General features: G+C 60.8%; 20 protein-coding genes. 12 read left to right on the top strand and 8 right to left on the bottom strand.

The annotated features are described in order from the left end of the window. Positions 1-139: 139 nt before the first annotated feature. Positions 140-1,273, top strand: coding sequence for a site-specific DNA-methyltransferase (locus P2W41_RS13505; protein WP_404933410.1), 1,134 nt, complete (start codon positions 140-142; stop codon positions 1,271-1,273). Between the two features lie 114 nt (positions 1,274-1,387). On the opposite strand, the gene P2W41_RS13500 is transcribed toward P2W41_RS13505, so the two are convergent. Together P2W41_RS13500 and mutY are read right to left on the bottom strand one after the other, a co-directional pair. Further along, positions 1,388-1,999, bottom strand: a complete 612-nt coding sequence (locus tag P2W41_RS13500) for an HAD family hydrolase (RefSeq protein ID WP_404933409.1) — start codon at positions 1,997-1,999, stop codon at positions 1,388-1,390. Positions 2,000-2,005: 6 nt separating this feature from the next. Continuing rightward, positions 2,006-3,124 carry an A/G-specific adenine glycosylase gene (gene mutY, locus P2W41_RS13495; protein WP_404933408.1) on the bottom strand — a complete coding sequence of 373 codons (1,119 nt, stop codon included), beginning with the start codon at positions 3,122-3,124 and terminating at the stop codon, positions 2,006-2,008. A gap of 50 nt (positions 3,125-3,174) precedes the next feature. Here mutY and P2W41_RS13490 point away from each other — a divergent pair, with 50 nt between their 5' ends. The 3 genes from P2W41_RS13490 (at position 3,175) to smc (ending at position 8,369) form a co-directional block, all read left to right on the top strand. After that, the gene (locus P2W41_RS13490) at positions 3,175-3,672 is read left to right on the top strand and encodes a DUF721 domain-containing protein (protein ID WP_292899858.1); all 498 of its coding nucleotides are present in this window, start codon (positions 3,175-3,177) and stop codon (positions 3,670-3,672) included. Positions 3,673-3,799: 127 nt separating this feature from the next. Beyond that, on the top strand, positions 3,800-4,510 hold the full coding sequence (locus P2W41_RS13485) for a DsbA family protein (RefSeq protein ID WP_404933407.1): 711 nt from the start codon (positions 3,800-3,802) through the stop codon (positions 4,508-4,510). A 400-nt stretch (positions 4,511-4,910) separates the two neighbouring features. Beyond that, positions 4,911-8,369 carry a chromosome segregation protein SMC gene (smc, locus tag P2W41_RS13480; protein ID WP_404933406.1) on the top strand — a complete coding sequence of 1,153 codons (3,459 nt, stop codon included), beginning with the start codon at positions 4,911-4,913 and terminating at the stop codon, positions 8,367-8,369. A 71-nt stretch (positions 8,370-8,440) separates the two neighbouring features. On the opposite strand, the gene P2W41_RS13475 is transcribed toward smc, so the two are convergent. After that, positions 8,441-8,785 carry a VOC family protein gene (locus P2W41_RS13475; protein ID WP_292899864.1) on the bottom strand — a complete coding sequence of 115 codons (345 nt, stop codon included), beginning with the start codon at positions 8,783-8,785 and terminating at the stop codon, positions 8,441-8,443. Between the two features lie 238 nt (positions 8,786-9,023). Here P2W41_RS13475 and P2W41_RS13470 point away from each other — a divergent pair, with 238 nt between their 5' ends. After that, on the top strand, positions 9,024-9,164 hold the full coding sequence (locus P2W41_RS13470) for a DUF1810 family protein (protein WP_366931303.1): 141 nt from the start codon (positions 9,024-9,026) through the stop codon (positions 9,162-9,164). Beyond that, positions 9,158-9,373 (top strand): DUF1810 family protein, encoded by a 216-nt coding sequence (locus tag P2W41_RS13465; RefSeq protein ID WP_404933405.1) that lies wholly within the window; start codon positions 9,158-9,160, stop codon positions 9,371-9,373. Before P2W41_RS13470 ends, P2W41_RS13465 begins: the two co-directional genes overlap by 7 nt. On the opposite strand, the gene P2W41_RS13460 is transcribed toward P2W41_RS13465, so the two are convergent. After that, positions 9,330-10,361: an AraC family transcriptional regulator gene (locus tag P2W41_RS13460; RefSeq protein ID WP_292899866.1), complete on the bottom strand. Its 1,032-nt coding sequence runs from the start codon at positions 10,359-10,361 to the stop codon at positions 9,330-9,332. The two genes, P2W41_RS13465 and P2W41_RS13460, sit on opposite strands and share 44 nt — an antisense overlap. An 87-nt stretch (positions 10,362-10,448) precedes the next feature. Here P2W41_RS13460 and P2W41_RS13455 point away from each other — a divergent pair, with 87 nt between their 5' ends. Next, the gene (locus P2W41_RS13455) at positions 10,449-11,648 is read left to right on the top strand and encodes an MFS transporter (RefSeq protein WP_404933404.1); all 1,200 of its coding nucleotides are present in this window, start codon (positions 10,449-10,451) and stop codon (positions 11,646-11,648) included. Positions 11,649-11,891: 243 nt separating this feature from the next. Further along, positions 11,892-14,567, top strand: a complete 2,676-nt coding sequence (gene ppdK, locus P2W41_RS13450; RefSeq protein WP_404933403.1) for a pyruvate, phosphate dikinase — start codon at positions 11,892-11,894, stop codon at positions 14,565-14,567. On the opposite strand, the gene P2W41_RS13445 is transcribed toward ppdK, so the two are convergent. Together P2W41_RS13445 and P2W41_RS13440 are read right to left on the bottom strand one after the other, a co-directional pair. Next, positions 14,564-14,947, bottom strand: coding sequence for a DUF427 domain-containing protein (locus P2W41_RS13445; RefSeq protein WP_404933402.1), 384 nt, complete (start codon positions 14,945-14,947; stop codon positions 14,564-14,566). The two genes, ppdK and P2W41_RS13445, sit on opposite strands and share 4 nt — an antisense overlap. An 86-nt stretch (positions 14,948-15,033) precedes the next feature. Next, positions 15,034-15,396, bottom strand: coding sequence for a hypothetical protein (locus tag P2W41_RS13440; RefSeq protein WP_292899874.1), 363 nt, complete (start codon positions 15,394-15,396; stop codon positions 15,034-15,036). 278 nt (positions 15,397-15,674) lie between these two features. Here P2W41_RS13440 and P2W41_RS13435 point away from each other — a divergent pair, with 278 nt between their 5' ends. Further along, on the top strand, positions 15,675-16,454 hold the full coding sequence (locus P2W41_RS13435) for a DUF1499 domain-containing protein (RefSeq protein ID WP_404933401.1): 780 nt from the start codon (positions 15,675-15,677) through the stop codon (positions 16,452-16,454). Positions 16,455-16,466: 12 nt separating this feature from the next. On the opposite strand, the gene P2W41_RS13430 is transcribed toward P2W41_RS13435, so the two are convergent. Continuing rightward, positions 16,467-17,372 (bottom strand): MBL fold metallo-hydrolase, encoded by a 906-nt coding sequence (locus P2W41_RS13430; protein ID WP_404933400.1) that lies wholly within the window; start codon positions 17,370-17,372, stop codon positions 16,467-16,469. 127 nt (positions 17,373-17,499) lie between these two features. Between P2W41_RS13430 and P2W41_RS13425 the strand changes: the two genes are divergently transcribed. The 3 genes from P2W41_RS13425 to P2W41_RS13415 all read left to right on the top strand — a co-directional run bounded on the left by P2W41_RS13425 (position 17,500) and on the right by P2W41_RS13415 (position 20,440). Then, positions 17,500-18,105: a biotin transporter BioY gene (locus P2W41_RS13425; protein ID WP_292900083.1), complete on the top strand. Its 606-nt coding sequence runs from the start codon at positions 17,500-17,502 to the stop codon at positions 18,103-18,105. A gap of 83 nt (positions 18,106-18,188) precedes the next feature. Further along, positions 18,189-19,178, top strand: coding sequence for a UDP-glucose 4-epimerase GalE (gene galE, locus P2W41_RS13420; RefSeq protein WP_292899880.1), 990 nt, complete (start codon positions 18,189-18,191; stop codon positions 19,176-19,178). Beyond that, entirely contained in the window at positions 19,175-20,440 is a 1,266-nt protein-coding gene (locus tag P2W41_RS13415; RefSeq protein WP_404933399.1) for an O-antigen ligase family protein, read from the top strand. Before galE ends, P2W41_RS13415 begins: the two co-directional genes overlap by 4 nt. A 50-nt stretch (positions 20,441-20,490) precedes the next feature. Here the strand turns inward: P2W41_RS13415 and P2W41_RS13410 are convergent, their stop codons facing one another. Then, a complete protein-coding gene (locus P2W41_RS13410) occupies positions 20,491-21,897 on the bottom strand; it encodes a mannose-1-phosphate guanylyltransferase/mannose-6-phosphate isomerase (RefSeq protein ID WP_404933398.1) in 1,407 nt (468 codons plus the stop codon). Between the last annotated feature and the right edge of the window lie 196 nt (positions 21,898-22,093).

Raw genomic sequence — 22,093 nt, 5'->3', positions numbered from 1 at the left:
GTCTCCATGGGTGAAACTTGACGCAAGGGAAGATTGCACAGCTTCGCATGGGCAGCAAATCGCCCGCGCCCCTTACGGAATATTTACCATCTTCCGTAACCATAACGGCAGGTAAACAGTCCGAGTTAGAGGTCAGTCCATGTCCGCCGTGCGTCGTATCGATGAGCTTGCACCCGAACCGAAAAAGGCCGAATGGCTCGATACGATCATCAAGGGGGACTGCGTCACCGCACTTGACCGTCTGCCGGAAAAATCGATCGATGTGATCTTCGCCGATCCACCTTACAATCTACAGCTTGGCGGGGATCTTCACCGTCCGGACCAATCGCGTGTCGATGCGGTTGACGATGACTGGGACCAGTTCGACAGTTTTGCCGCCTATGACGCCTTCACACGGGCATGGATGCTGGCCGCGCGCCGCGTTCTGAAGCCCAATGGCACGATCTGGGTGATCGGTTCCTATCACAACATATTCCGGGTCGGCACGGTGATGCAGGATCTGGGCTATTGGCTGCTCAACGACATTGTCTGGCGCAAGACGAACCCGATGCCGAATTTCCGTGGCCGCCGGTTCCAGAACGCGCATGAGACGATGATCTGGGCCTCGCGCGACAAGTCCTCCAAGGGCTATACCTTCAACTATGAAGCGCTGAAGGCATCCAATGACGATGTGCAGATGCGGTCCGACTGGCTTTTCCCGATCTGCACGGGCAAGGAACGCCTGAAGAACGAGGATGGCGGCAAGCTGCATCCCACGCAGAAGCCGGAAGCGCTGCTTGCACGAGTGATGATGGCCTCGACCAAGCCGGGCGACGTGGTGCTCGACCCGTTCTTCGGTTCAGGCACGACCGGAGCGGTGGCCAAGCGGCTTGGTCGACACTTCGTTGGCATCGAGCGGCAGGACGATTACATCGAGGCGGCAAGCGCCCGCATTGCCGCCGTTGAACCGCTGGACAATATGGATCTTGCCCAGATGCAGGGAAAGCGCGCCGCACCGCGCGTCGCTTTCGGGAGCCTTCTGGAAGCAGGCCTCGTGCAGCCGGGCACACAGTTGCACGATTCCAAGCGTCGATGGACGGCCAATGTACGGGCTGACGGCACGATTGCCATTGGAGACGAGGCCGGCTCGATCCACCGGATCGGTGCCCGCGTTCAGGGGCTCGAAGCCTGCAACGGCTGGACTTTCTGGCATTTTGAGGAAAAGGGCAGCCTGAAGCCGATCGACAGCCTGCGCCAGATCATGCGCGAGAACATGCAGGGCGTTGCTGCCTGAGCCTGACGGAAAAGCGGCTCCGGCGACATGCCCCGGAGCCGTGAAACGCGGGTTCAATCAATGCCATGAAACGCTTTCATGAATCATTGCATGATTCGAAAGTGCATGGGTTTCTCAGACGGTGAAGCCGAACCTGGCGAGATCCTGGCGCAGCTTCTCCGCGCCACTGAAATGCACGGCCTGCCAGCCCGCATCTCTTGCCCCTTCCACGTTCTTCTCGCTGTCGTCGATGAACAGTGTCGCTGCAGGTTCAAGACCGAAACTTTCGACATGGGTGTCGTAGATCGCCCGATCGGGCTTGATGAGCCCGATTTCACCTGAAACGGTGACACCGCGCGGCCTGTTGAGGAAGGCAAAACGCCTGCGCGCCTCGACGAATGTATCGTCGGCGAAATTGGTCAGCATTGTCACGTCATGACCGGCATCGATCAAAGCTTCGAGGATGGCGACCGAATCGTCATAGGCGTGGGGCACCATCTCGTGCCAGTGACGACGGAAGCCTCGGATGTTCTCTTCCTCGGCGGGATGCTCGGCAATCAGCAGCGCTTCGGCGTCTTCCCATTTGCGCCCCCGATCCTGCTCTACATTCCACTCGCCGGTGCAGACATTTTCCAGGAACCAGCGGCGCCGGCCATCATCCGGGATCAGGTGACGGTAGGGAATTTCCGGATCGTAGTGGATCAGCACGCGACCGATGTCGAATACGACGTGTCGAATTTGGCTCATGCGGTTCTATCCTTTGCGGCGTTTCTTCGTGGCTCCGGGTATCGCAGCTTCGATGACCTTTTTCATGACAGTGGGCAGAGCCTCCCCCGGAAGGGCGTCGGGGAGAGACCACCATCCATCACCCGGCGAAGCGTTGTCGGGGACATCGGCCTTAAAAACAAGAAGCTCCAGCGCGAAATGGGTGAACACGTGGCGGATCGATCCGGTTGCATGCCACGCGGCGGGGAAGGGAGCGGCGGATATGTCTGTGATGCCATCCTGCCGCGCCGTCCAGTCGCTGCCGGGGACCTCAGCCATCCCGCCCAAAAGGCCAGAAGAGGGACGCTTTCGCAGAAGCACGGAGCCATCGGGACGCATGGCGACGAAAGCTGCGCCGACGCGCATGGGTTTCTCGCTCTTCGGCGCCTTGACCGGAAAATGCTCGGCAATGCCTTCGCGCCGCGCCACGCAGCCCGCGACGATGGGGCAAACCACGCAAGCAGGCTTGCGCGGTGTGCAGATGGTTGCCCCGAGATCCATCATGGCCTGGGCGAAATCGCCCGGCCGATCATGTGGCATGGCTTTCGCAACCAAAGCGCGGATCTCGGGTTTCGCTTGCGGCAGCGGCGTCTCTATCGCGTGAAGGCGGGTGATGACGCGCTCGATATTGCCGTCGACCACCGCTGCAGGGCGGTTGAATGCAATGGCGGCAATGGCGGCGGCGGTGTAGTCGCCGATGCCGGGAAGAGCCTTGAGTTCGGCCTCCGTATCGGGAAAGCGGCCGGCATGTTCGGTCGCGACGGTCTCGGCGCATTTCTTTAGATTGCGGGCGCGCGAATAATAGCCCAGCCCCGCCCACGCCTTCATCACATCGTCGGCACTGGCAGCGGCGAGGGCCTCGATTGTCGGCCAGGCATCGGTAAAGACTTCAAAATAGCGCTTGACCGCGCCGACGGTGGTCTGTTGAAGCATGACCTCCGAGAGCCAGACGCGGTAGGGATCGGGCAGAACGCCGATTTTGGTTTCGTCCGGGGGGGTGCGCCAGGGCAGGCTCCTGTGATGGCGGTCATACCACGCAAGCAGCGGAGATGAAAAATCGGTCGAAGAAGCCTGTGCGTCGGTGACCGACGCTTCCCTGCGTGCCATACTGGAGCGGAACTCAATATGTGTTGCGGATCAATTCGAGACTTCATGTCATGACAGGGAAGAGGCAATCGGGCAATCCCGTCGCTGTCAGCGATCTTGCCACCGCTATTCTCGATCCGGTGATGCGCAAGCGTGCGGGCCTTTCCGTTGAGCTTGTCCAGTGCTGGGGCGAAATCGTTGGCGAGCGGCTGGCGCTCAGCACGCGGCCTGAAAAGCTCGCCTGGCCGCGCCGCCGGCACGAGGATGATCCGTTTGAACCGGCCACGCTGGTGATTGCCTGCGAAGGGGCGGCTGCCCTGCGCCTGCAGCACGAGACGGGTGAAGTGATCGCCAGGGTGAATGCTTTTCTTGGCTTTGCGGCGGTGGGGCGCATCAAGATCGTGCAAAAGCCCGTGGCCCAGCCGCAGACGCGCCGCGCTCCGGCCATGCGACCGCTCACCGGATCGGAGACCGCGCGGATCGACGCGCTGGTCGCCGGGGTCGAGGACGAGGGCTTGCGTCTATCGCTGCAAAAGCTCGGCGCAAGCATTCTTGGCCGCCGCAAATGAACGACGATCACCAAAACGTGATGGGGCGCCTGCTTCAGAAAATCGCGCCCCTGACCCAAATTCGCCCGAAACGCCCGCTTTGTGGCGTGAACGCAGGTAACACTCCAAGACGAACAGGTGAGATTTCATGTCCGAACTGATCCAGCGCCGCAGACTCCTTCTTTCCATGGCCGCCTTGCCGGCGCTCGGGCTGGGACTGGCCGCATGTACCGAAGGCAATGCCGAAGCGGATGCGGCAGCACCGGCCACGGATCCTGTCACCACGGCTGCGGTTGAGGCTCCACCGTCAAGCGGAACGGTGGACATGGAGAAACTGCTTGAAGAGGGTGCTCTGGAGGACAAGGTTCTTGGCGATGAAAACGCGCCGGTGACCATTGTCGAATACGCTTCGATGACCTGCAGTCATTGCGCCACCTTTCACACCAGGACCTATCCGGAACTGAAGAAAAAATACATCGAGACGGGCAAGGTGCGCTTCATCCTGCGCGAATTTCCTTTCGACCCGCGAGCGGAAGCTGGCTTTATGCTGGCGCGCTGCTCGGATGACAAGTATTTTGCCATGGTCGACGTTCTGTTCAAGCAGCAGGGCAATTGGGCACCTGTGCAGGATGCGCAATCTGCGTTGCTGAAGATTTCCAAGCTCGCCGGCTTCACACAGGAGAGCTTTGAGGCCTGCCTGACGGATCAGGAGCTTTTGAACAAGGTTCGCGCTGTGCGCGCTCGTGGTGCCAGCGATTTCGGCGTCGATGCAACGCCGACCTTCTTCATCAACGGAAAGAAATATTCCGGCTCAATGTCGATCGAGGAAATGTCGGCGGTCATTGACGGCATGCTCTGACACACGCCTGAAACGCCCGGGTTCATCGACACCACCGGCATTGTCGGTGGTGTTGTGCGTTTTGCGGCTCGTGCAGGGCCCTGGGAGACATGCGCAGGTCACCGAAAACGATCCGGCGCGAAGGCTCTATCCTGTTGAAAACCGCCCTGTATGTGGGTTTCTGGCCAGAGAATATTGAAGCTTGCTTGACGGGCCGTAAGCTTCCGGATGAAGTCAGGGAAATGCGCAATGGGGGTTGGAGCGTCCGCACAGCGAGGCTGTTCCAACATTCTTCATCAACGGGATGAAGCACTCGGGAGCCATATCGATTGACTAAATGTCGGCGATCATCGACGGCATGCTTTGGCGGGCAACGCGTTTGCCCGCGGCTCTTCTATGCGCCGGTTAAGGTGCGGCCAGCATGAAATTCACCAAGCTGCGCCTTTTGGGATTCAAGTCCTTCGTCGAACCGAGCGAGTTCGTGATCGAGAACGGGTTGACGGGCGTTGTCGGTCCGAATGGCTGTGGTAAATCCAATCTGGTGGAAGCCTTGCGCTGGGTGATGGGCGAAAGCTCGTACAAAAACATGCGCGCCTCCGGCATGGACGATGTCATTTTTTCCGGTTCTGGCACGCGTCCGGCGCGGAACACGGCCGAGGTGACGCTTTTTCTCGACAATGCCGATCGCACAGCACCTGCCGCATTCAACGATGCGGACGAATTGCAGGTCTCGCGCCGGATCGAACGTGAGGCGGGGTCGGTTTACCGGATCAACGGCAAGGAGGCACGCGCCCGCGACGTGCAGCTTCTCTTTGCCGACCAGTCAACCGGCGCACGCTCGCCCTCCATGGTGGGGCAGGGGCGGATCGGTGAACTGATCCAGGCAAAGCCCCAGGCGCGCCGCGCGCTTCTGGAGGAGGCAGCCGGCATATCCGGGCTCCATTCACGCCGTCACGAGGCCGAACTCAGGCTGCGCGCCGCCGAACAGAATCTCGAGCGGCTCGACGATGTGGTGAGCGAACTCGACAGCCAGATCGAGAGCCTCAAACGACAGGCGCGCCAGGCTTCGCGCTTCAAGAAGCTCTCCGCGGAAGTGCGCAGGGCCGAGGCAATCCTGTTGCATTTGCGCTGGTCATCCGCCAAGGCACAGGAAGCCGAAGCCCAAAGCGCGCTGTCGCAGGCGACGGCCCTGGTGGGTGAAAACGCCAGCGGCCAGATGGAAGCGGCCAAGGCCCAGGCAATCGGTGCGCACAAACTTCCTGCGCTGCGCGATGCCGAGGCAGCCGCCGCCGCCGCCCTGCAACGGCTGACCATTGCCCGCACGCAGGTCGAGGAAGAGGCCAAGCGCATTGAAGCCCGCATGCAGGAACTGAAGAAGCGCATCGACCAGTTGAATGCCGATGTTGCGCGTGAAGAGCAGATGGTGCGCGACAATGCCGACGCACTGGCGCGTCTGGCTGAAGAGGAAGACGCGCTGAAGGACGCCGAGGATGGTGCTGAAGGGCGCGAAGCCGAGTTGCAGAGTGTCTTTGAAACGGTTTCCTCGGATCTTTCGACTGCCGAAGAGCTGCTCTCGCGGCTGACAGCCGAGAAGGCAGAGGCTTCTGCCACGCGGCAACAGGCGGAGCGCGCAATCCGCGAGCAGGCAGATCGCCGTGACCGGCTTGCACGGCAGATCGCCAACATGGATGCCGAGCTCGCTGAGATCGCCAGCCGGATAGCCGGTCTGCCGGATCCTGCCGAAAAACGCATGCTTGTCGAGGAAGCGGCCGAGCGCCTTGAACTGGCGGAAGCGGCTGTCGGCGAAAGCGAAGAGCGTGTTGCCGCCGCCCGCGAAGCGGAGCAGGCCGCCCGCGCGCCCCTGCAGGAAGCACGGGCCGAGCTTGGCCGGGTGGAAACGGAAGCGCAGACCCTGCGCAAGATTTTGAATGCCGGTGGGTCGGACCTCTTCCCTGCGGTTCTGGAGCAACTGCGCGTCGAACGCGGGTTCGAGACGGCGCTGGGTGCTGCATTGGGTGAAGACCTCGATGTGCCACTCGACAGTGCCGCGCCCGTCTATTGGGGACCTTCGGAGATTGCATCGGACGATCCGGCTCTTCCCGATGGCGTGATGGCGCTGGCCTCTGTGGTGAAAGCGCCCGCACAGCTTGCGCGTCGCCTTGCACAGATCGGTGTCGTGGATGCCGAGGACGGACCGCGGCTGCAAAAAAAGCTGAAGCCCGGGCAGCGGTTGGTCGCGCGGGACGGAGCTTTGTGGCGTTGGGACGGATATCGCGCCAGCGCCGACGCTCCGACAGCAGCAGCGCAGAGACTGGCACAGAAGAATCGCCTCGCCGAGCTTGATGGAGAGGTGATCGAGGCGACGGCGCGGCTTCGCGCTGCCGAAACCGCGCTGACTGACGCCGAGCAGGGCGTGAAGAGCGCGGTGGAAGGCGAGCGCCGCGCGCGCGAAGAAGCGCGCGAAGCGCAGGCCGCGCTCAGCCGTGCGCGTGAAGCGTTGGCAAGTGCCGAAAAGGCGGCCGGTGAGCTTTCAAGCCGGCGCATGAGCCTCGAAGAGGCGCGTGGCCGGGTGGTCGAAGACCACGAAGAGGCCGTGGCCGCGACCATGACGGCGGAAGAAGCGCTTGAAGGCGCGCCGGATCTGACCGAATTGCAGGCACAGCTTGAGCGTCAGTCCGCCGAGGTTTCTGCCAAGCGTGCAGCGGTGGCCGAGGCGCGGGCGGCCTATGAAGGTTTGCGGCGCGAGGCTGACGGTCGCCGGCGCCGTCTGGAGGCAATCGCTGCGGAAAGACGGAGCTGGCAGTCGCGTGCGGATAATGCCGACCGCCACACTGCCGCGCTTCTCCAGCGGCGCGCCGATACGGAAGCCGAACTTGAGGTCCTTGCTGAAGCTCCCGAAGAGGTAGAAGCGCGCGGGCGTTCGCTGCTTTCCGAGATCGCAAAGGCGGAGGCCGTGCGCAGGGAAGCCGCAGACGCGCTGCAGGAAGCCGAAAACCACCAGACGGAGCTCGACAAGCGCGCGACCGAGAGCATTCAGGCGCTTTCTTCTGCACGCGAAGCCAGAGCCCGTGCCGAGGAGCGTGTGACGGCTGCCGAGGAGCGACGCAAGGAAGCCGAGGCCCGTATTCAGGAAGTGCTGAATGTCCCGCCCCACAAGGTCCTGGCGATGGCCGAGCTGGAGCCTGACGAGGCCATGCCGGAGATCGCGGAAGTGGAGCGCCGACTGGAACGGCTGAAGATGGAGCGGGAACGGCTCGGCGCGGTCAATTTGCGTGCCGAGGAAGAACAGACCGAACTGACGGAACGTCATGGCACGATTGTCGCCGAGCGGGAGGACGTGATCGAGGCCATTCGCAAACTGCGCCACGCGATCCAAAATCTGAACAGGGAAGGGCGCGAGCGTTTGCTGGCCGCCTTTGATGTGGTCAATGAACAGTTCCAGCGACTGTTCACGCATCTCTTCGGCGGCGGCACGGCAGAACTGCAGTTGATCGAATCAGATGATCCGCTCGAGGCGGGACTTGAAATCCTCGCCCGCCCCCCAGGCAAGCGTCCTCAGACGATGACGCTTCTGTCAGGCGGTGAACAGGCACTCACCGCGATGGCATTGATATTTGCCGTGTTTCTGACCAATCCTGCCCCAATCTGCGTGCTGGATGAGGTGGATGCGCCGCTCGACGATCATAACGTCGAGCGTTTCTGCAATCTCATGGATGAAATGGCGGCATCAACGGATACCCGCTTCGTGGTCATCACGCACAATCCCATCACCATGGCCCGCATGAACCGGCTTTTTGGGGTGACCATGGCCGAGCAGGGCATCAGCCAACTCGTCTCGGTCGATCTCGAGACCGCCGAGCGCCTGCGCGAGGCAGGCTAGCATCTCCTCCCGTCCGGCGGTTTCATGCAGGCAGTGCCTGCCATTCACCAGGGGCGCGGTACTCGACGAGCTCATGTCTCGCTCCAGACCGCCAATTCATTGCCTGCCGGGTCCATGAAATGAAAGCGGCGGCCACCGGGAAAGGAAAAGATCGGCTTCACGATCTTGCCGCCGGCGTCCTCGACCGTCTTCAGCGTGGCCTCAAGGTTCTCGGAAAACAGAACGGGGAGCGGTTTATCTGTGCCGTCCGGATTGCCGTCGAACCCTCCATCCAGGCCTTCGCTGAAAGCTGAATAGCCGGGACCATAGTCAGTGAACGACCACGAAAAGGCATTGGCGTAAAACGCCTTTACGCTATCGATACTGCCGCCGCCCGCGGGCATTTCGATGTAATCGAGCTTTCCGGTCTTGCGCATGGTTCTCTCCAGTGTTCTCATTTTGTTCTATTCGACATCTGAACGTTTGGCAAGGCCCGAATACCTGTTCTGGTGTGGAAGAAAGTTCATGGTGGTTGTGCGAAAAAGCATGCGGGAGGGCTGAGATCGCACTGGATCCATTCAATCTGCGGCGTTTCATCAAGGCGCAGGAGGGCGTGTTTGATACGAACTCCACGAATTGCGATCCGGCCGCAAGCGAACCCACTGGATATGGTCTGTGTTTCCGCAGTTGCACGGCCTTGGCCGTTCTCGGGACGCGACCTGCTACGGCATTTCCTTCTTGCAGGAAGCACACGCCTGTCTTGCGCATCCGGTTCTGGGGCCGCAACTGCAGGAAGCGACAAGGGCGCGATGCTGAAGGCATCTGGCCAGTCTCTGGCGGCCATCCCTGGGGCTCCGGGCGATCAGAAATTCTGTTCATGCATGACACTTCTCGCGCAGGCTTCGCGAGAGGAGGACGCCCTTTTTTCCAAGGGGCTTGCACGGTGGTGTGGTGGGGCGATGGATGAGGCCACGCTTCGCCTCACAGGGCTTTTGAAGCCGGAGCGGAAGGATGATGGCCCGTAGCGGCAGGGCGCGATCGGGGCTGCGCGACGCGCACCGCACCTGGCGGCTTCCCGATGATGCGCTTGAAAGCGCGACTGAATGCGGCCTGGGAACCGTATCCCAAGCGTTGCGCTGCCGTCTCTATGGGCATGCCTTCGCGGCTGATCCACTGCGCGGCAAGCCGCATTCTCAGTTCTGTGAGATACCGGACCGGTGTCATGCCCGTGACGGCCTGGAACCGGTCTGCGAAGACGGACCGGGAACTGCCCATCTGTGCGGCCAGTTCAGCCACCGTCCAGTCGCGGCCGGGATCGCGGTGAAGGGCTGCAATGACACGTCCCAGACGCGGATCGCGCAAGGCTGCCACCCAGCCGCGGGTGCCGCCGCAGCCGCATTCCACCCATGCCCGCACGATGAAGGCTGAAACCACGTCGGCGAGCCGGGCAAGAATGCCCGCAAAGCCGGCGCGATCTTCATTCGCCTCGCGCTCCATGGCATCAAGGATTGGCAGGATTTCCGGGTAGCGCTCCAACAGGGTGTTGACCTGCATGACGTCTGGCATCAGGGCGACAAGCGGATGCATGCTTCCAAGGTCAAACTCCATACAGCCCGAGAAGATCAGGACATCGGGTGACTGGTCTCGCTCATTCGGGCGCGCCATGATCTCGCTGACGTCTCTGCACAGCGCTTTGGGCTGAAACTCTGTAATGCACTGACACTTCAGCTTCGGATCCGAGACAAGTGAATGCTCTCCACCGCGCGGAAGAAGGACGGCATCGCCTGTATCCAGTGCATGAAGCGCCTCGCCGGGACCGCGCAGATACACCGGCCCCCGGCCCACGAAATGAAATTGAGCGCGCCCCTCAATGGCGGGAAACCGGAGGCCAAAAGGGGGCGAGACCTGGGTGCGATTGTACTCGAGCCCATAAAGGCGCATCCCCATCAACAGGTCGCTGACCAGATCGGGATTGGCGTGCGTCGATGAATTTTCGGCGTTTCGATCAATCATTTCGGATTTTCTGACATGGTACGTCCGAAAAGTCCAGTCTATCTCTTTTGCACTGCACAACAGATTGCATTTTGAAAGGACAGACAGATGGACGAAGTCCCGCAGAGGACCACTGCCCAGGCCAGCCGGACGCCAGCCTGGGGAGCGGTGATTTCCATGGCGCTTGGCGTGTTTGGACTGGTGACGGCGGAGTTTCTGCCCGCAAGCCTTTTGACGCCCATGGCGCAGGAACTGGAAGTGTCGGAAGGGATGGCCGGCCAGGCGGTGACGGCCACGGCCGTGGTGGCACTGATAACGAGCCTGCTGGTTTCGGCTGCAACGCGCAACATCGACAGGCGGCACGTTCTGCTCGGCTTCACCGTGATGCTGATGGCCTCGAACCTCATGGTGGCTTTCGCGCCAGACATCATGGTGTTGCTTGTCGGGCGGGTTCTCCTCGGTATCGGCCTGGGTGGCTTCTGGACCATGTCGACGGCGGTCGCCATGCGGCTTGTGCCGGATGCTCTGGTGCCGAGGGCGCTGTCGATGATCGTCAGCGGCGTGGCCGCCGCCACCATCATTGCCGCGCCCGTCGGCAGCTATGTGGGCGACATGTTCGGTTGGCGCAGTGTCTTTCTGCTGGGAACCGGGCTGGGCGCCATCACCTTTGTGGTCCAGTTTGCCACGCTGCCGAGCATGGCTCCAAATCCGGCAACCCGGCTGCGCACGCTGCTTGATGTTCTGGTGCGTCCGGGCGTTGGGTTGGGCCTCTTGTCGGCGATGCTGGTTTTTGCCGGCCACTTCGCGTTCTTCACCTACATCAGGCCGCATCTGGAAAACATCACGGATGCAAGCATTACGGCGGTCTCGGGAATGTTGCTGGGGTTCGGTCTTGCCAATTTCCTGGGCTCGTTGTTCGGCGGCTTTCTGGTCGAGCGGAGTTTGCGCCGTACGCTGATGACCGTTCCGCTGGTGTTGAGCATTCTCGGCTTCGGGCTGATCTCGGTCGGCTCCACGCCCGCGGCCAGTGCTGTGATGATCGCCCTCTGGGGGCTTGCGTTCGGAGCTGTTCCGGTTGGCTGGTCCACCTGGTTGGCACGCACCGTACCCGATCAGGCCGAAAGTGCCGGCGGTCTGCTGGTGGCTGCCATCCAGCTTGCGATCGCCCTCGGAGCAGCCGGCGGCGGGCTGATCTTCGACACGAGCGGCGCACAGGGCGTGTTCAGTGCGGCAAGCATTGTGCTGGTGCTGGCGGCGGCGATGATCTTTGTGGGGGTTCGCCCACGAGCTGTTATTGCCACGGCGTGATCTTGTTGTAGCGCGGCGGCCCGGACGAGGCGGTGGCCATTCGCCGCCTCGCACCGTCTGAACGGCCCTGCCGCTCCACCTTGATATGGCCAGCCGAGAAAAAAATATTCTCTTCAATCGATAAAGCGGCGGATGGCGCGGAAGCTGGCCTTGCCTTGGCGCGCGCTGCCGCTTAACGCTGCGTCCCGAGGCCGGTGCATCATGGTTCCAGCGCCGGCAAATCGACCGGAAGGGGAATGCAGCATGACCAAGTGGGTCTATGTGTTTGGCGATGGGCGTGCCGAAGGCAGCGCGGGCGACAAAAATCTGCTCGGCGGCAAGGGCGCAAACCTGGCGGAGATGTGCAGCCTGGGGCTGCCGGTACCGCCCGGCTTTACGATCACCACCGAACTCTGCTCCCACTATTATGCCAATGGCCGTACCTATCCGGACGAACTGAAAACACAGGTTGAGGCGGCTCTTCAAGAGGTGGGGCGGGTTGCCGGCCGCCGTTTCGGCGATCCGCGCCAACCGCTTCTGGTTTCCGTTCGCTCAGGCGCGCGTGCTTCGATGCCCGGAATGATGGACACGGTGCTCAACCTCGGCCTGAACGATGCGACAGTTGAAGCAATTGCCGCGGAGGCGGGAGATGCGCGCTTCGCCTATGACAGCTACCGCCGGTTTATTCAGATGTACTGCAACGTGGTGCTCGGGCTCGACCATGATGTCTTCGAGGAAATTCTCGAAGAAGAAAAAGCGCGGCTCGGCTATGAGGTCGACACCGAATTTTCCGCCGGGGACTGGCAGAATGTGATCGTGCTCTACAAGGGGCGGATCGAGACCGAACTGGGGGCACCGTTTCCGCAGGATCCGCATGAGCAGCTCTGGGGCGCGGTCGGCGCAGTTTTTTCATCATGGATGAACCCGCGCGCGGTGACGTATCGCCGGCTGCACGACATTCCAGAGAGCTGGGGCACGGCGGTTAACGTGCAGGCCATGGTGTTTGGCAACCGGGGTGAGGATTCGGCGACGGGTGTGGCGTTCACGCGTGATCCCTCCACCGGCGAAAAAGCGCTCTATGGAGAGTTTCTCGTCAATGCGCAGGGCGAGGACGTTGTGGCCGGCATCCGCACGCCGCAAAACATCACCGAGGCGGCACGGCTCGCCGCCGGCTCCGACAAGCCTTCGCTGGAAAAGCTGATGCCAGAGGCGTTCGCGGCCTTCATCCAGATCGCCGACACGCTCGAGCGGCATTACCGCGACATGCAGGATCTGGAATTCACCATCGAGCGTGGCAAATTATGGATGTTGCAGACCCGCTCGGGAAAGCGCACGGCCAGCGCCGCTCTCAAGGTTGCGGTCGACATGGCCAATGAGGGGCTCATAACGAAAGAAGAGGCGGTGGCGCGCATCGATGCCGCATCGCTCGACCAGCTTCTGCATCCCACCATCGACCCCTCCGCCCCGCGCGACATCATCGGCATGGGCCTGCCGGCGTCCCCGGGGGCTGCAACAGGCGAAATCGTGTTTTCCTCGGAAGCTGCCGAAGAAGCCAAGGCCGAAGGCCGCAGGGTGATCCTGGTGCGGGTGGAAACGAGCCCGGAAGACATTCACGGCATGCATGCCGCAGAAGGCATTCTAACCACGCGTGGCGGCATGACGAGCCACGCGGCGGTGGTCGCGCGCGGTATGGGAAAGCCCTGTGTCTCGGGCGCCGGCTCCCTTCGCGTGGACCACAAGAAGGGTGTCCTCCTGGCCATGGGGCAAACGTTCAAGGCCGGCGATGTCATCACCATTGACGGCGCGACGGGACAGGTTCTGAAAGGCTCCGTACCCATGCTGCAGCCGGAGCTTTCTGGTGATTTCTCCACCATCATGGGCTGGGCGGACGAGGTGCGGCGCATGCGGGTGCGTGCCAATGCCGAAACGCCGGCCGATGCCCGTACCGCAAGGTCCTTTGGGGCGGAAGGCATCGGTCTTTGCCGCACCGAACACATGTTCTTTGACGATGGCCGCATCCTTGCGATGCGCGAGATGATTCTGGCCGACACCGAGACCGATCGCCGGGCGGCACTCGCCAAGCTGCTGCCCATGCAGCGGTCGGACTTTATTGAACTCTTCGAGGTGATGGCGGGGCTTCCCGTTACCATCCGTCTGCTCGACCCGCCACTGCACGAGTTCCTGCCCAAAACCGAGGAAGAAATCGCCGAGGTGGCAGAGGCAATGGGTGTTTCGGCAGACAGGCTGCGCCAGCGGACCGAAGCGCTGCACGAATTCAACCCGATGCTCGGCCATCGAGGCTGCCGGCTTGCGATTTCCTACCCGGAAATAGCAGAGATGCAGGCACGCGCGATCTTCGAGGCGGCTGCAGATGCGGCCGAAAAGGCGGGTAAGCCTGTGGTGCCCGAGATCATGGTGCCTCTTGTGGGCATCTCCGCCGAGTTGACCTTTGTGAAGGATCGTATCGATGCGGTGGCGAAGACGGTCATGGGAGAGCGGGGCGTAACGTTCGATTATCTCGTGGGGACGATGATCGAATTGCCGCGTGCCGCTCTCAGAGCGGGCGAAATTGCCGCCAGCGCAGAGTTCTTTTCCTTCGGGACCAACGATCTCACCCAAACCACGTTCGGCATCTCCCGGGACGACGCTGCCTCATTCCTGGAGACCTACCGTACGCGCGGCATCATCGAGCAGGATCCGTTCGTTTCTCTGGACGTCGACGGTGTTGGCGAGCTGGTGCGGATTGCCTCCGCCAAGGGGCGGGAGGCCCGCTCTGAAATCAAGCTTGGCATCTGTGGGGAACACGGGGGCGATCCCGCTTCGATCCGCTTTTGCGAGAGCGTAGGGCTCGATTACGTATCGTGCTCGCCCTTCCGCGTTCCAATTGCCAGACTGGCCGCAGCTCAGGCTGCGATCAGTGAAACCAGGGCGAGTGCCTAGCGTTCTTCAATATCAACGAGCTCGGCGTAAAACGCGCCGTGCTCCTTGATTTCCAGAGCTTCGTCATAGGGGTCTGGATAAGCCCACATGATGTCTCCGCCCGGTCTTCCAGCACCGATCAGCCGCCAATAGGTGGCGTCGCCCTTGTAGGGGGAGTGGGCTCTGGTCCGGGTTTGTTCGAGGCACGCAAAATTGATGTCTGCGAACGGAATGTAGAGCACGTCCCGGCACCCGGTCTCGCGCAGGATCTTCGCGGCTTCCGTCACTGCTATTTCAAGCTCATCCGCTTTCACGCAGACCGTCTTGTCATGCGGGGCGATGGTCATGCGCTTGTTGGGATTGCGCCGGAAACCGGGGGCTGGATTTTTGTTTTCCGTCATGGCGTACACTCCGTTGCAGAGGCAACGCGACGGTATCCCGCCGGTTCCTCGCCAAGGAGTAACGCCTTGTTACGTGATGTGCTGCATCACTGCACGCCATCCAGCGTTGTCATCAAGCCAGCATAGGCAGTGACGATCCGAGCCACCGGCAACTCACTTGTCTCAATGTCTTCGATTTCGAGCGAACCGCTACCTGTCCGTTGCACCACAAGAGCATAGGCAGCATCTCCATGCTCCTCCAGAACGACAGCGGCTACCCAGTCGCAATCATTCATTCCGTCTAGCCGCATGTGGAAAAGCAAACGCCCGTTTGTCTGATCCAGTGCCTGTTGGACGGCACCTTCGAAGCCGAGTTCGACAAAATCCTGATGCTTGAGAGCAAGCTCCAGCTCGACCAGCTCCAACGAGTTCGAGGCGGCTTCATCGTGTTCTGGAAGCAATGTCTGCATGGCTGAACCTCACAACTTTCTTCCACGCACTCCCTCCGCCATTGTCATTCTGCTGGTCAGCATGGCCGGAATGTGGCGTGTTATCTCCACCAAAGGAAACGCTTTGGGGAGCAGAACGTTGCATGGGCCGATGCTTTTCAGGGAAGCTGAATCAGTTTCGCAGCCAAATTGCGCAAGAGTCTGAAACCCCAAGGAATATACGCGAACCACATTTCGCGCGAGCCAGCATTGAGTTAAGAGGACCTATCGTCAGCCGCAAGACATGCGTGGTCCGTCACATGAACGCAATTCTGCTACCGCAACGAGCACCAGCGGCTCCATGGAGCCTCAGGTTTGCAATATTCGCCGCGGTGCTTCTTGTCGTATCGGGAACCGGACACAGGTTTGGGCTGGTGGAGACGGTTCCGTTTTTCTGGCTGCTCGGACTTTGCGGTGTGCTCGCCTTCGCCGGTTTGGCGCTCGGTGCGATCGCGCTGGTCCAGATATGGGAGCACGGTTCGTCGGGTGCGTCGATTGCGAGCGCTGGCATACTGGTCGCCGCCATTGCACTGATCCCTTACGGGGTGTCGGGGCTTCGTCTTGTGGGCCATCCGAGGCTGGTCGACATCTCCACCGACCTCGAAAACCCTCCAGAAATGCCGTTGGCAGCGGCTGCGCGCAGCGGGCTTATGAACCCGGTTGCAAATATCTCTCAGGAGGACCGTGCGCTGCAGGAAGAAGGCTATCCTGAAGTCGCCGGACGCCGTTATGAGCACACGGCTGACAAGGTTGTCGAGGTGGTGCGTTCCATGATGCAGGACAGGGGGTGGCAGCCCCGTGGGGCGGAAGGCCAGCAGCTCGCCGGTGGCAGTGTCACACTGGAGGGGGTGGCTCACTCCTTCATTATGGGATTCCCGGCAGACGTCGCGATCCGGATAGAAGATGATCAGACGGCTACTTTTGTCGATATGCGCTCCGCATCGCGCTACGCACGTCACGATCTGGGGGACAATGCTGCTCGCATTCAGCGGTTTCTCAAAGAGCTCGATGACAGAATGACATTGCTGGCGGCGATTTAGCCAGAGACAGAATCAGCCAGGCAGATAGACCGCATCGATGGAGGGTTCTGTTGCGGTTGTGACAGCCCCGCGCGCAACAAGGTCTTCCAGATGGGCGAGGACCGAAAGGGCTGCTGCCCCATGCAACCTGGGATCCGTGTCCCGGTATATGGAGCTGACCATCTCGGGGATTGTCCGGTCTCCGCGCGTAACGCGATCCAGAATTGCACGCTCACGCATTTTGCGGTGGGCCTTCAATCCACGCATGAAGCGCTGCGGGTTTTTGACCCTGCCACCATGACCGGGAAAAAACACCGTGTCGTCACGCGCCAGCAGGCGATCGAGCGAGGCCATGTAGTCCGACATGGCTCCATCTGGCGGTGCGACGATGGAAGTCGCCCACGCCATGACGTGATCCGCGGAAAAGAGTATGCCAGTGTTTTCAAGCGCAAACGCGGCATGGTTGGCGGCATGGCCGGGTGTATGAATGGCACGAATGGCCCAGCCGTCGCCCTCGACAAGTTCATCGTCGGCGAGCGCGTGGTCCGGTGCAAAGTCCGTATCCGCACTTGCATCAAGGGGATTGGTCTCACCGATTCTCAATGGCCTGGCAGCGCGGTGAGGGCCTTCCGCACAGACAAGCGCCCCCGTTTCGCTCGCCAGCCTGGCGGCGAGCGGAGAGTGGTCCCGGTGTGTATGGCTAACGAAGATGTGGCTGACCGGCCTTCCGTCAATGGCCCTGAGAAGTGCCTGCAGATGGCCTTCGTCTTCCGGGCCGGGATCGATGACGGCGAGGGTGGATCTGCCAACGATGTAGCTGTTTGTGCCGTGGAATGTGAAGGCGCTGGGGTTGTTGACTGTGACGCGCAGAACATCCGGTGCCACCTGGACCGCTTCGCCATAGGCGGGGTCGAAACGTGTTTCAAATTCGAGAGCCATTGGCAGTTTGTCCGGAAACGGTGAGGACTGCACGGTACGAAGCCGCATTCAGGTTGCCGCATATCATGGAAGCTTCTATAGGAGAAGGAACGTGCAATATTTCGTAAAGAGCCTGAACGGAGGAGCTATGTCGCTCGCTATCGCCTCAAAATCGCTCGTTTCGCGGACGCTTCCGCACAACGCAACGCAGCGTTTGATTACGCAGCTTTTCCTTGCCATTGGCGCAACGGTGGTTCTCGCCCTATCGGCGAAGACCCGAGTGGTGCTTGGGCCAGTCGATCTTTCTCTTCAGACATTGGCTGTTCTCGTCATCGGCGCGACGTTCGGCATGCGCCTCGGTGTCGCGACGCTTCTCCTTTACATGGCTGAGGGCGCCATGGGCCTCCCGGTGTTCCAGGGGACGCCCGAGAAGGGAATTGGCTTCGCTTACATGATGGGGCCGACGGGCGGATACCTGCTCGGGTTCGTGGCTATGGCGGCAATTGCCGGCTGGGCCGCCGACCGCGGATGGGACCGCAACCCGCTGAAACTTGGCGGTGCGATGCTGGTGGCAGAAGTCGCTATGATGACCCTTGGATTTGTCTGGCTTGCCGGCTTGATCGGTGCGGACAAGGCCTGGCAGTTCGGTGTCGCTCCGTTCATCCTTCCCGACTTGATCAAAGTTGCCCTGGCCGCCTGCTTCATGCCGGCAGCGTGGGCCTTGCTGCGGGGTCTGGGAGGCTCAGGGCGTTAAGCCTTCGGGACCTTTTGAGCCAATAAACCTGTTTGTGTCGGGCCGGATGGTGATGTCTGGCCCGATTTCTTGAGGGGATGGGAATGAGTGTTTTGGTCACCGGTGGTGCCGGTTACATTGGCAGTCACATGGTCTGGGAACTGCTGGATCACGGTGAAGAGGTTGTGGTTCTTGATCGTCTCAGCACCGGCTTCGATTGGGCTGTGGCGGGGGCTGCAACGCTGATTGTCGGAGACATTGCCGACCAGGAGCTGGTCGAGAATGTCATCCGCGAGCACGATGTCGATTCGATTATTCATTTTGCCGGATCCATCATCGTTCCCGAATCGGTATCGGATCCTCTGGGCTACTACCTCAACAATACGGTCAAATCCCGCAGCCTGATCGAGAGTGCTGTGCGTTGTGGCGTGCGGCACTTCATTTTTTCTTCGACGGCAGCCGTCTATGGAAGCCCGAAACATTTTCCCGTGGGCGAGGACACGGAACTGCGGCCGGAATCACCCTACGGCACATCGAAAATGATGACCGAACTGATGTTGCGCGATTGTGCGGCTGCCTACGAATTCGATTACACGGTGCTGCGTTATTTCAACGTGTCGGGGGCGGATCCGGACCAGCGGACCGGCCAGTCCACCAAAGGTGCGACACATCTGATCAAGGTCGCGTGCGAGACGGCCACGGGCAAGCGCGACCATATGGAAGTATTCGGCACGGACTATGATACGCCGGATGGGACCTGCGTACGCGATTACATTCATGTTTCTGATCTCGTCAATGCGCACTATCTTGCGCTTAAGCGCATGCGTGACGGAAAAGGCAGCCTCGTTGCCAATTGCGGTTACGGAAACGGTTATTCGGTGCTTGAGGTCATCAATGCGGTGAAAGATGTGGCCCAGAAGGATTTCGAGGTGCGTGTTTCAGGGCGCCGTCCCGGCGACGCGGTGGCGATCGTTGCCGAAGCCGAGCGATGCCGACGGGAACTGGAGTGGAAGCCACGCTTCGATGATCTGAATACGATTGTGGAGCATGCTCTCAACTGGGAAGCCAAACTCGCCAAACGGAACCGGGAATGACGTATCGCGGGGTCAACCGACTCTTCACCCTGGCCGTGTTTGCCATGCCGCCGGTCGCCGGCTCGGTTTCCAGCGTGGTATGGCATGGCGGGGCGCTCTGGTGTGTCTTTGAAGTCCTTACCGGCCGGCGCCGTCTGAGTCCCGACATAGCGATGCGGTGGATCGCGCTGTTGATGCTGGTTTATGTCGCAGCCAACCTCGTTGCGTTCCTTGCCAATGAGCCGTCCCTGGGCATGGCGTACAAACTTTTGCCGCTCGCCACATTTCTTCTGTTTCCCTTCTCCTACTCGGTCTGGACCATATCGGACAGGGAAGAGGTTGCTCATGCGCTTCTTGCCGGCTGTGCGCTGGCGAGCTTCGGCGCGCTTGTGCTGGCGGTTGTCCAGTACTTCTTTCTGGACATGCGGGCCGAAGGCGGTGCCGGCAATGCATTGGTATTTGCAGATGTGGCCTGCATGGCAGGGCTTTCCTGCCTGGCGGGCGCACTCGCCTTCGAGAATCGCCGCCCCCTCTTGCTGAGCGTTGCTTTCGTAGCTGCTTTCGCTGCCGTGACCCTGTCCGGCTCCCGCTCGGTGTGGGTGTTGATGATCGTCCTCACATTGGTTCAGCTGTTCATTTTCCGAAGATTTGTGGCGACCCTGCTGAAGGGGCGGATGCTCGCACTTGCAGGCCTCGTTATTGTTATAACTGTACTGGCTTCCGGCCTTATCGTGGATCGGTTCGAAACGCTCTGGCACAATGTGGAGAGGCTGACAGAGGGGGGATACTACAATACGTCTGTTGGTCTGCGTGTTGCTCTTTGGAAAACGGGCGCGCAGCTCTTCGCCGAAAATCCTCTCATTGGCCACGGAATGCAGAATGTGACGGCGCTGATCCATCAACGTCTGCTGGATGACTTTGGTCTGAAAGTGGGCTTCACCCACTTTCACAACGGATTTCTCACCATCTTTGTCGAGTCGGGCATTGTGGCCGGCTGCGCGATCATCGCCATGTTCGCCCTGATCGCCTTTTTGGCGGTACGCAGCCTGAACCACGGGCGGGACCGAATGGCGCGCCTGGGCGGAACTCTGCTGTTGATGCTTGTTGTGGTCTATGCTGGCGGGGGAAGCGTGAACCTCGTTTTCGGACACGACATCCTCGACACCGTCTTCATGATGTTCGTGATAATCGGACTCTTTCTTGCGCAGGGTACCTCGCGGCTGCCCGACAGGCAGCAGGAGCGGGAGAGCGTGGCGTTTTCCGGACCCGAGAGCCGCCTCTGAACAGAGGCGGGCAGGGCTTTCCTTGCAGATCTTTGGACAGCGCCGCTCCTTCAGATGCGGCCGTAGCGATCTTCAAGGCGGATGATGTCATCTTCACCGAGATAGGAACCGGACTGCACCTCGATCAGTTCCAGCGGGATCTTGCCCGGGTTTTCCAGCGCGTGGATCTCGCCCAGTGGAATGTAGGTCGACTGGTTCTCGGTCAGCATGATTGTCTCTTCGCCCTTCAGGACCCTTGCCGTTCCCCGTACCACGACCCAGTGTTCGGCCCGATGATGGTGCTTTTGGACCGAGAGCTTCGCACCTGGCTTCACGGTGATCCGCTTGACCTGGTAACGATTGCCGATATCGATGGAATCATAGTCGCCCCAGGGCCGGTAGACCCGTCGATGATCCACGTGCTCGGTGCGGTCTGCCGCCTTGAGCTGGCCGACGACCTCCTTGACGTTTTGCACCGCATCGCGCCTGGCCACCAGAACGGCGTCCGCCGTCTCGACCACAACCAGATCTTCCACGCCGACAATTGCGACGAGGCGTTTCTGGGCAGAGACGATCGAGTTCCTGGAAGCAACCTGCAACACGTCGCCGGTCAAAGCGTTTCCGTTGGCGTCTTTGGTCTGTGCCTCCCATATGGCGGACCACGAGCCGATGTCGTTCCAGCCGGCATCGAGCGGGACGACAGCCGCCCTGTCGGTCTTTTCCATCACCGCATAGTCGATGGAATCGGCCGGGCAGGCCTCGAAAGCCTCCCGTTCCGGCCGGAGGAAATAGTCGTCGCTTTCCACGCCCGCCATGGCTGCCTTGCAGGCATCGAGTATCGCCGGAGCATGGGTGTGTATCGCTTCCAGATACGTGCTGGTCCGGAACATGAACATGCCGCTGTTCCAGTCATATCCGCCATCTTCCAGATAGGCCTGTGCGGTGGCCAGGTCGGGCTTTTCCTCGAAACCTGAAACGGCAAACCCGGTCTCGCCGATCCTTTCACCGCGACGGATATAGCCAAATCCGGTCTCGGGACTGGTCGGCACGATGCCGAATGTCACCAGCCGGCCTTCCCGGGCCAGAATTTCGGCCTTGGCAACCCCTTCATGGAATGCAGGCAGGTTCTGAATGAGATGATCGGCGGGCATGACCAGAAGCAGCGGGTCTTCCCCGTTGGCCGCGGCCTGCAGCGCGGCAAGTGTGATGGCCGGCGCGGTGTTGCGGCCCACCGGCTCAAGCACGATGGGAGCCTTTTCGATGCCGGCCTGCCGAAGCTGTTCGGCGGCGAGAAAGCGATGCTCTTCATTGCAGACTGTAAGCGGAGCCGCACAATCGAGGCCAACAAGCCGCGCCATGGTCTGTTGCAACATGGTCGTATCGCCGACCAGCGTGCAAAACTGCTTGGGATAGTGTTCGCGCGAAACCGGCCATAGCCGCGTTCCCATTCCGCCTGCCATGATCACCGGTACAAACATCAATCGACCCCACCATCATCGTCTAGATTACGTTTCCCTGACCGTGAATGCGCTGAAGCGCTTTTCGACATTTCAAAATGCATACACGTAGATCGCTCCGATATTAGATTGGAAACGTTGACGCCGGGTGTAGGCAATAGGCCATCAGTGGATTTACGGCATCCATGGGGAGAGGGCGCTACCCCGACGAGCTTTT

The sequence above is a fragment of the Nitratireductor sp. L15S-10 genome, assembly GCF_045011005.1.
In the GTDB taxonomy this organism is placed as follows: Bacteria; Pseudomonadota; Alphaproteobacteria; order Rhizobiales; family Rhizobiaceae; genus Nitratireductor.
This window is presented reverse-complemented; position numbering and strand designations above follow the sequence as displayed.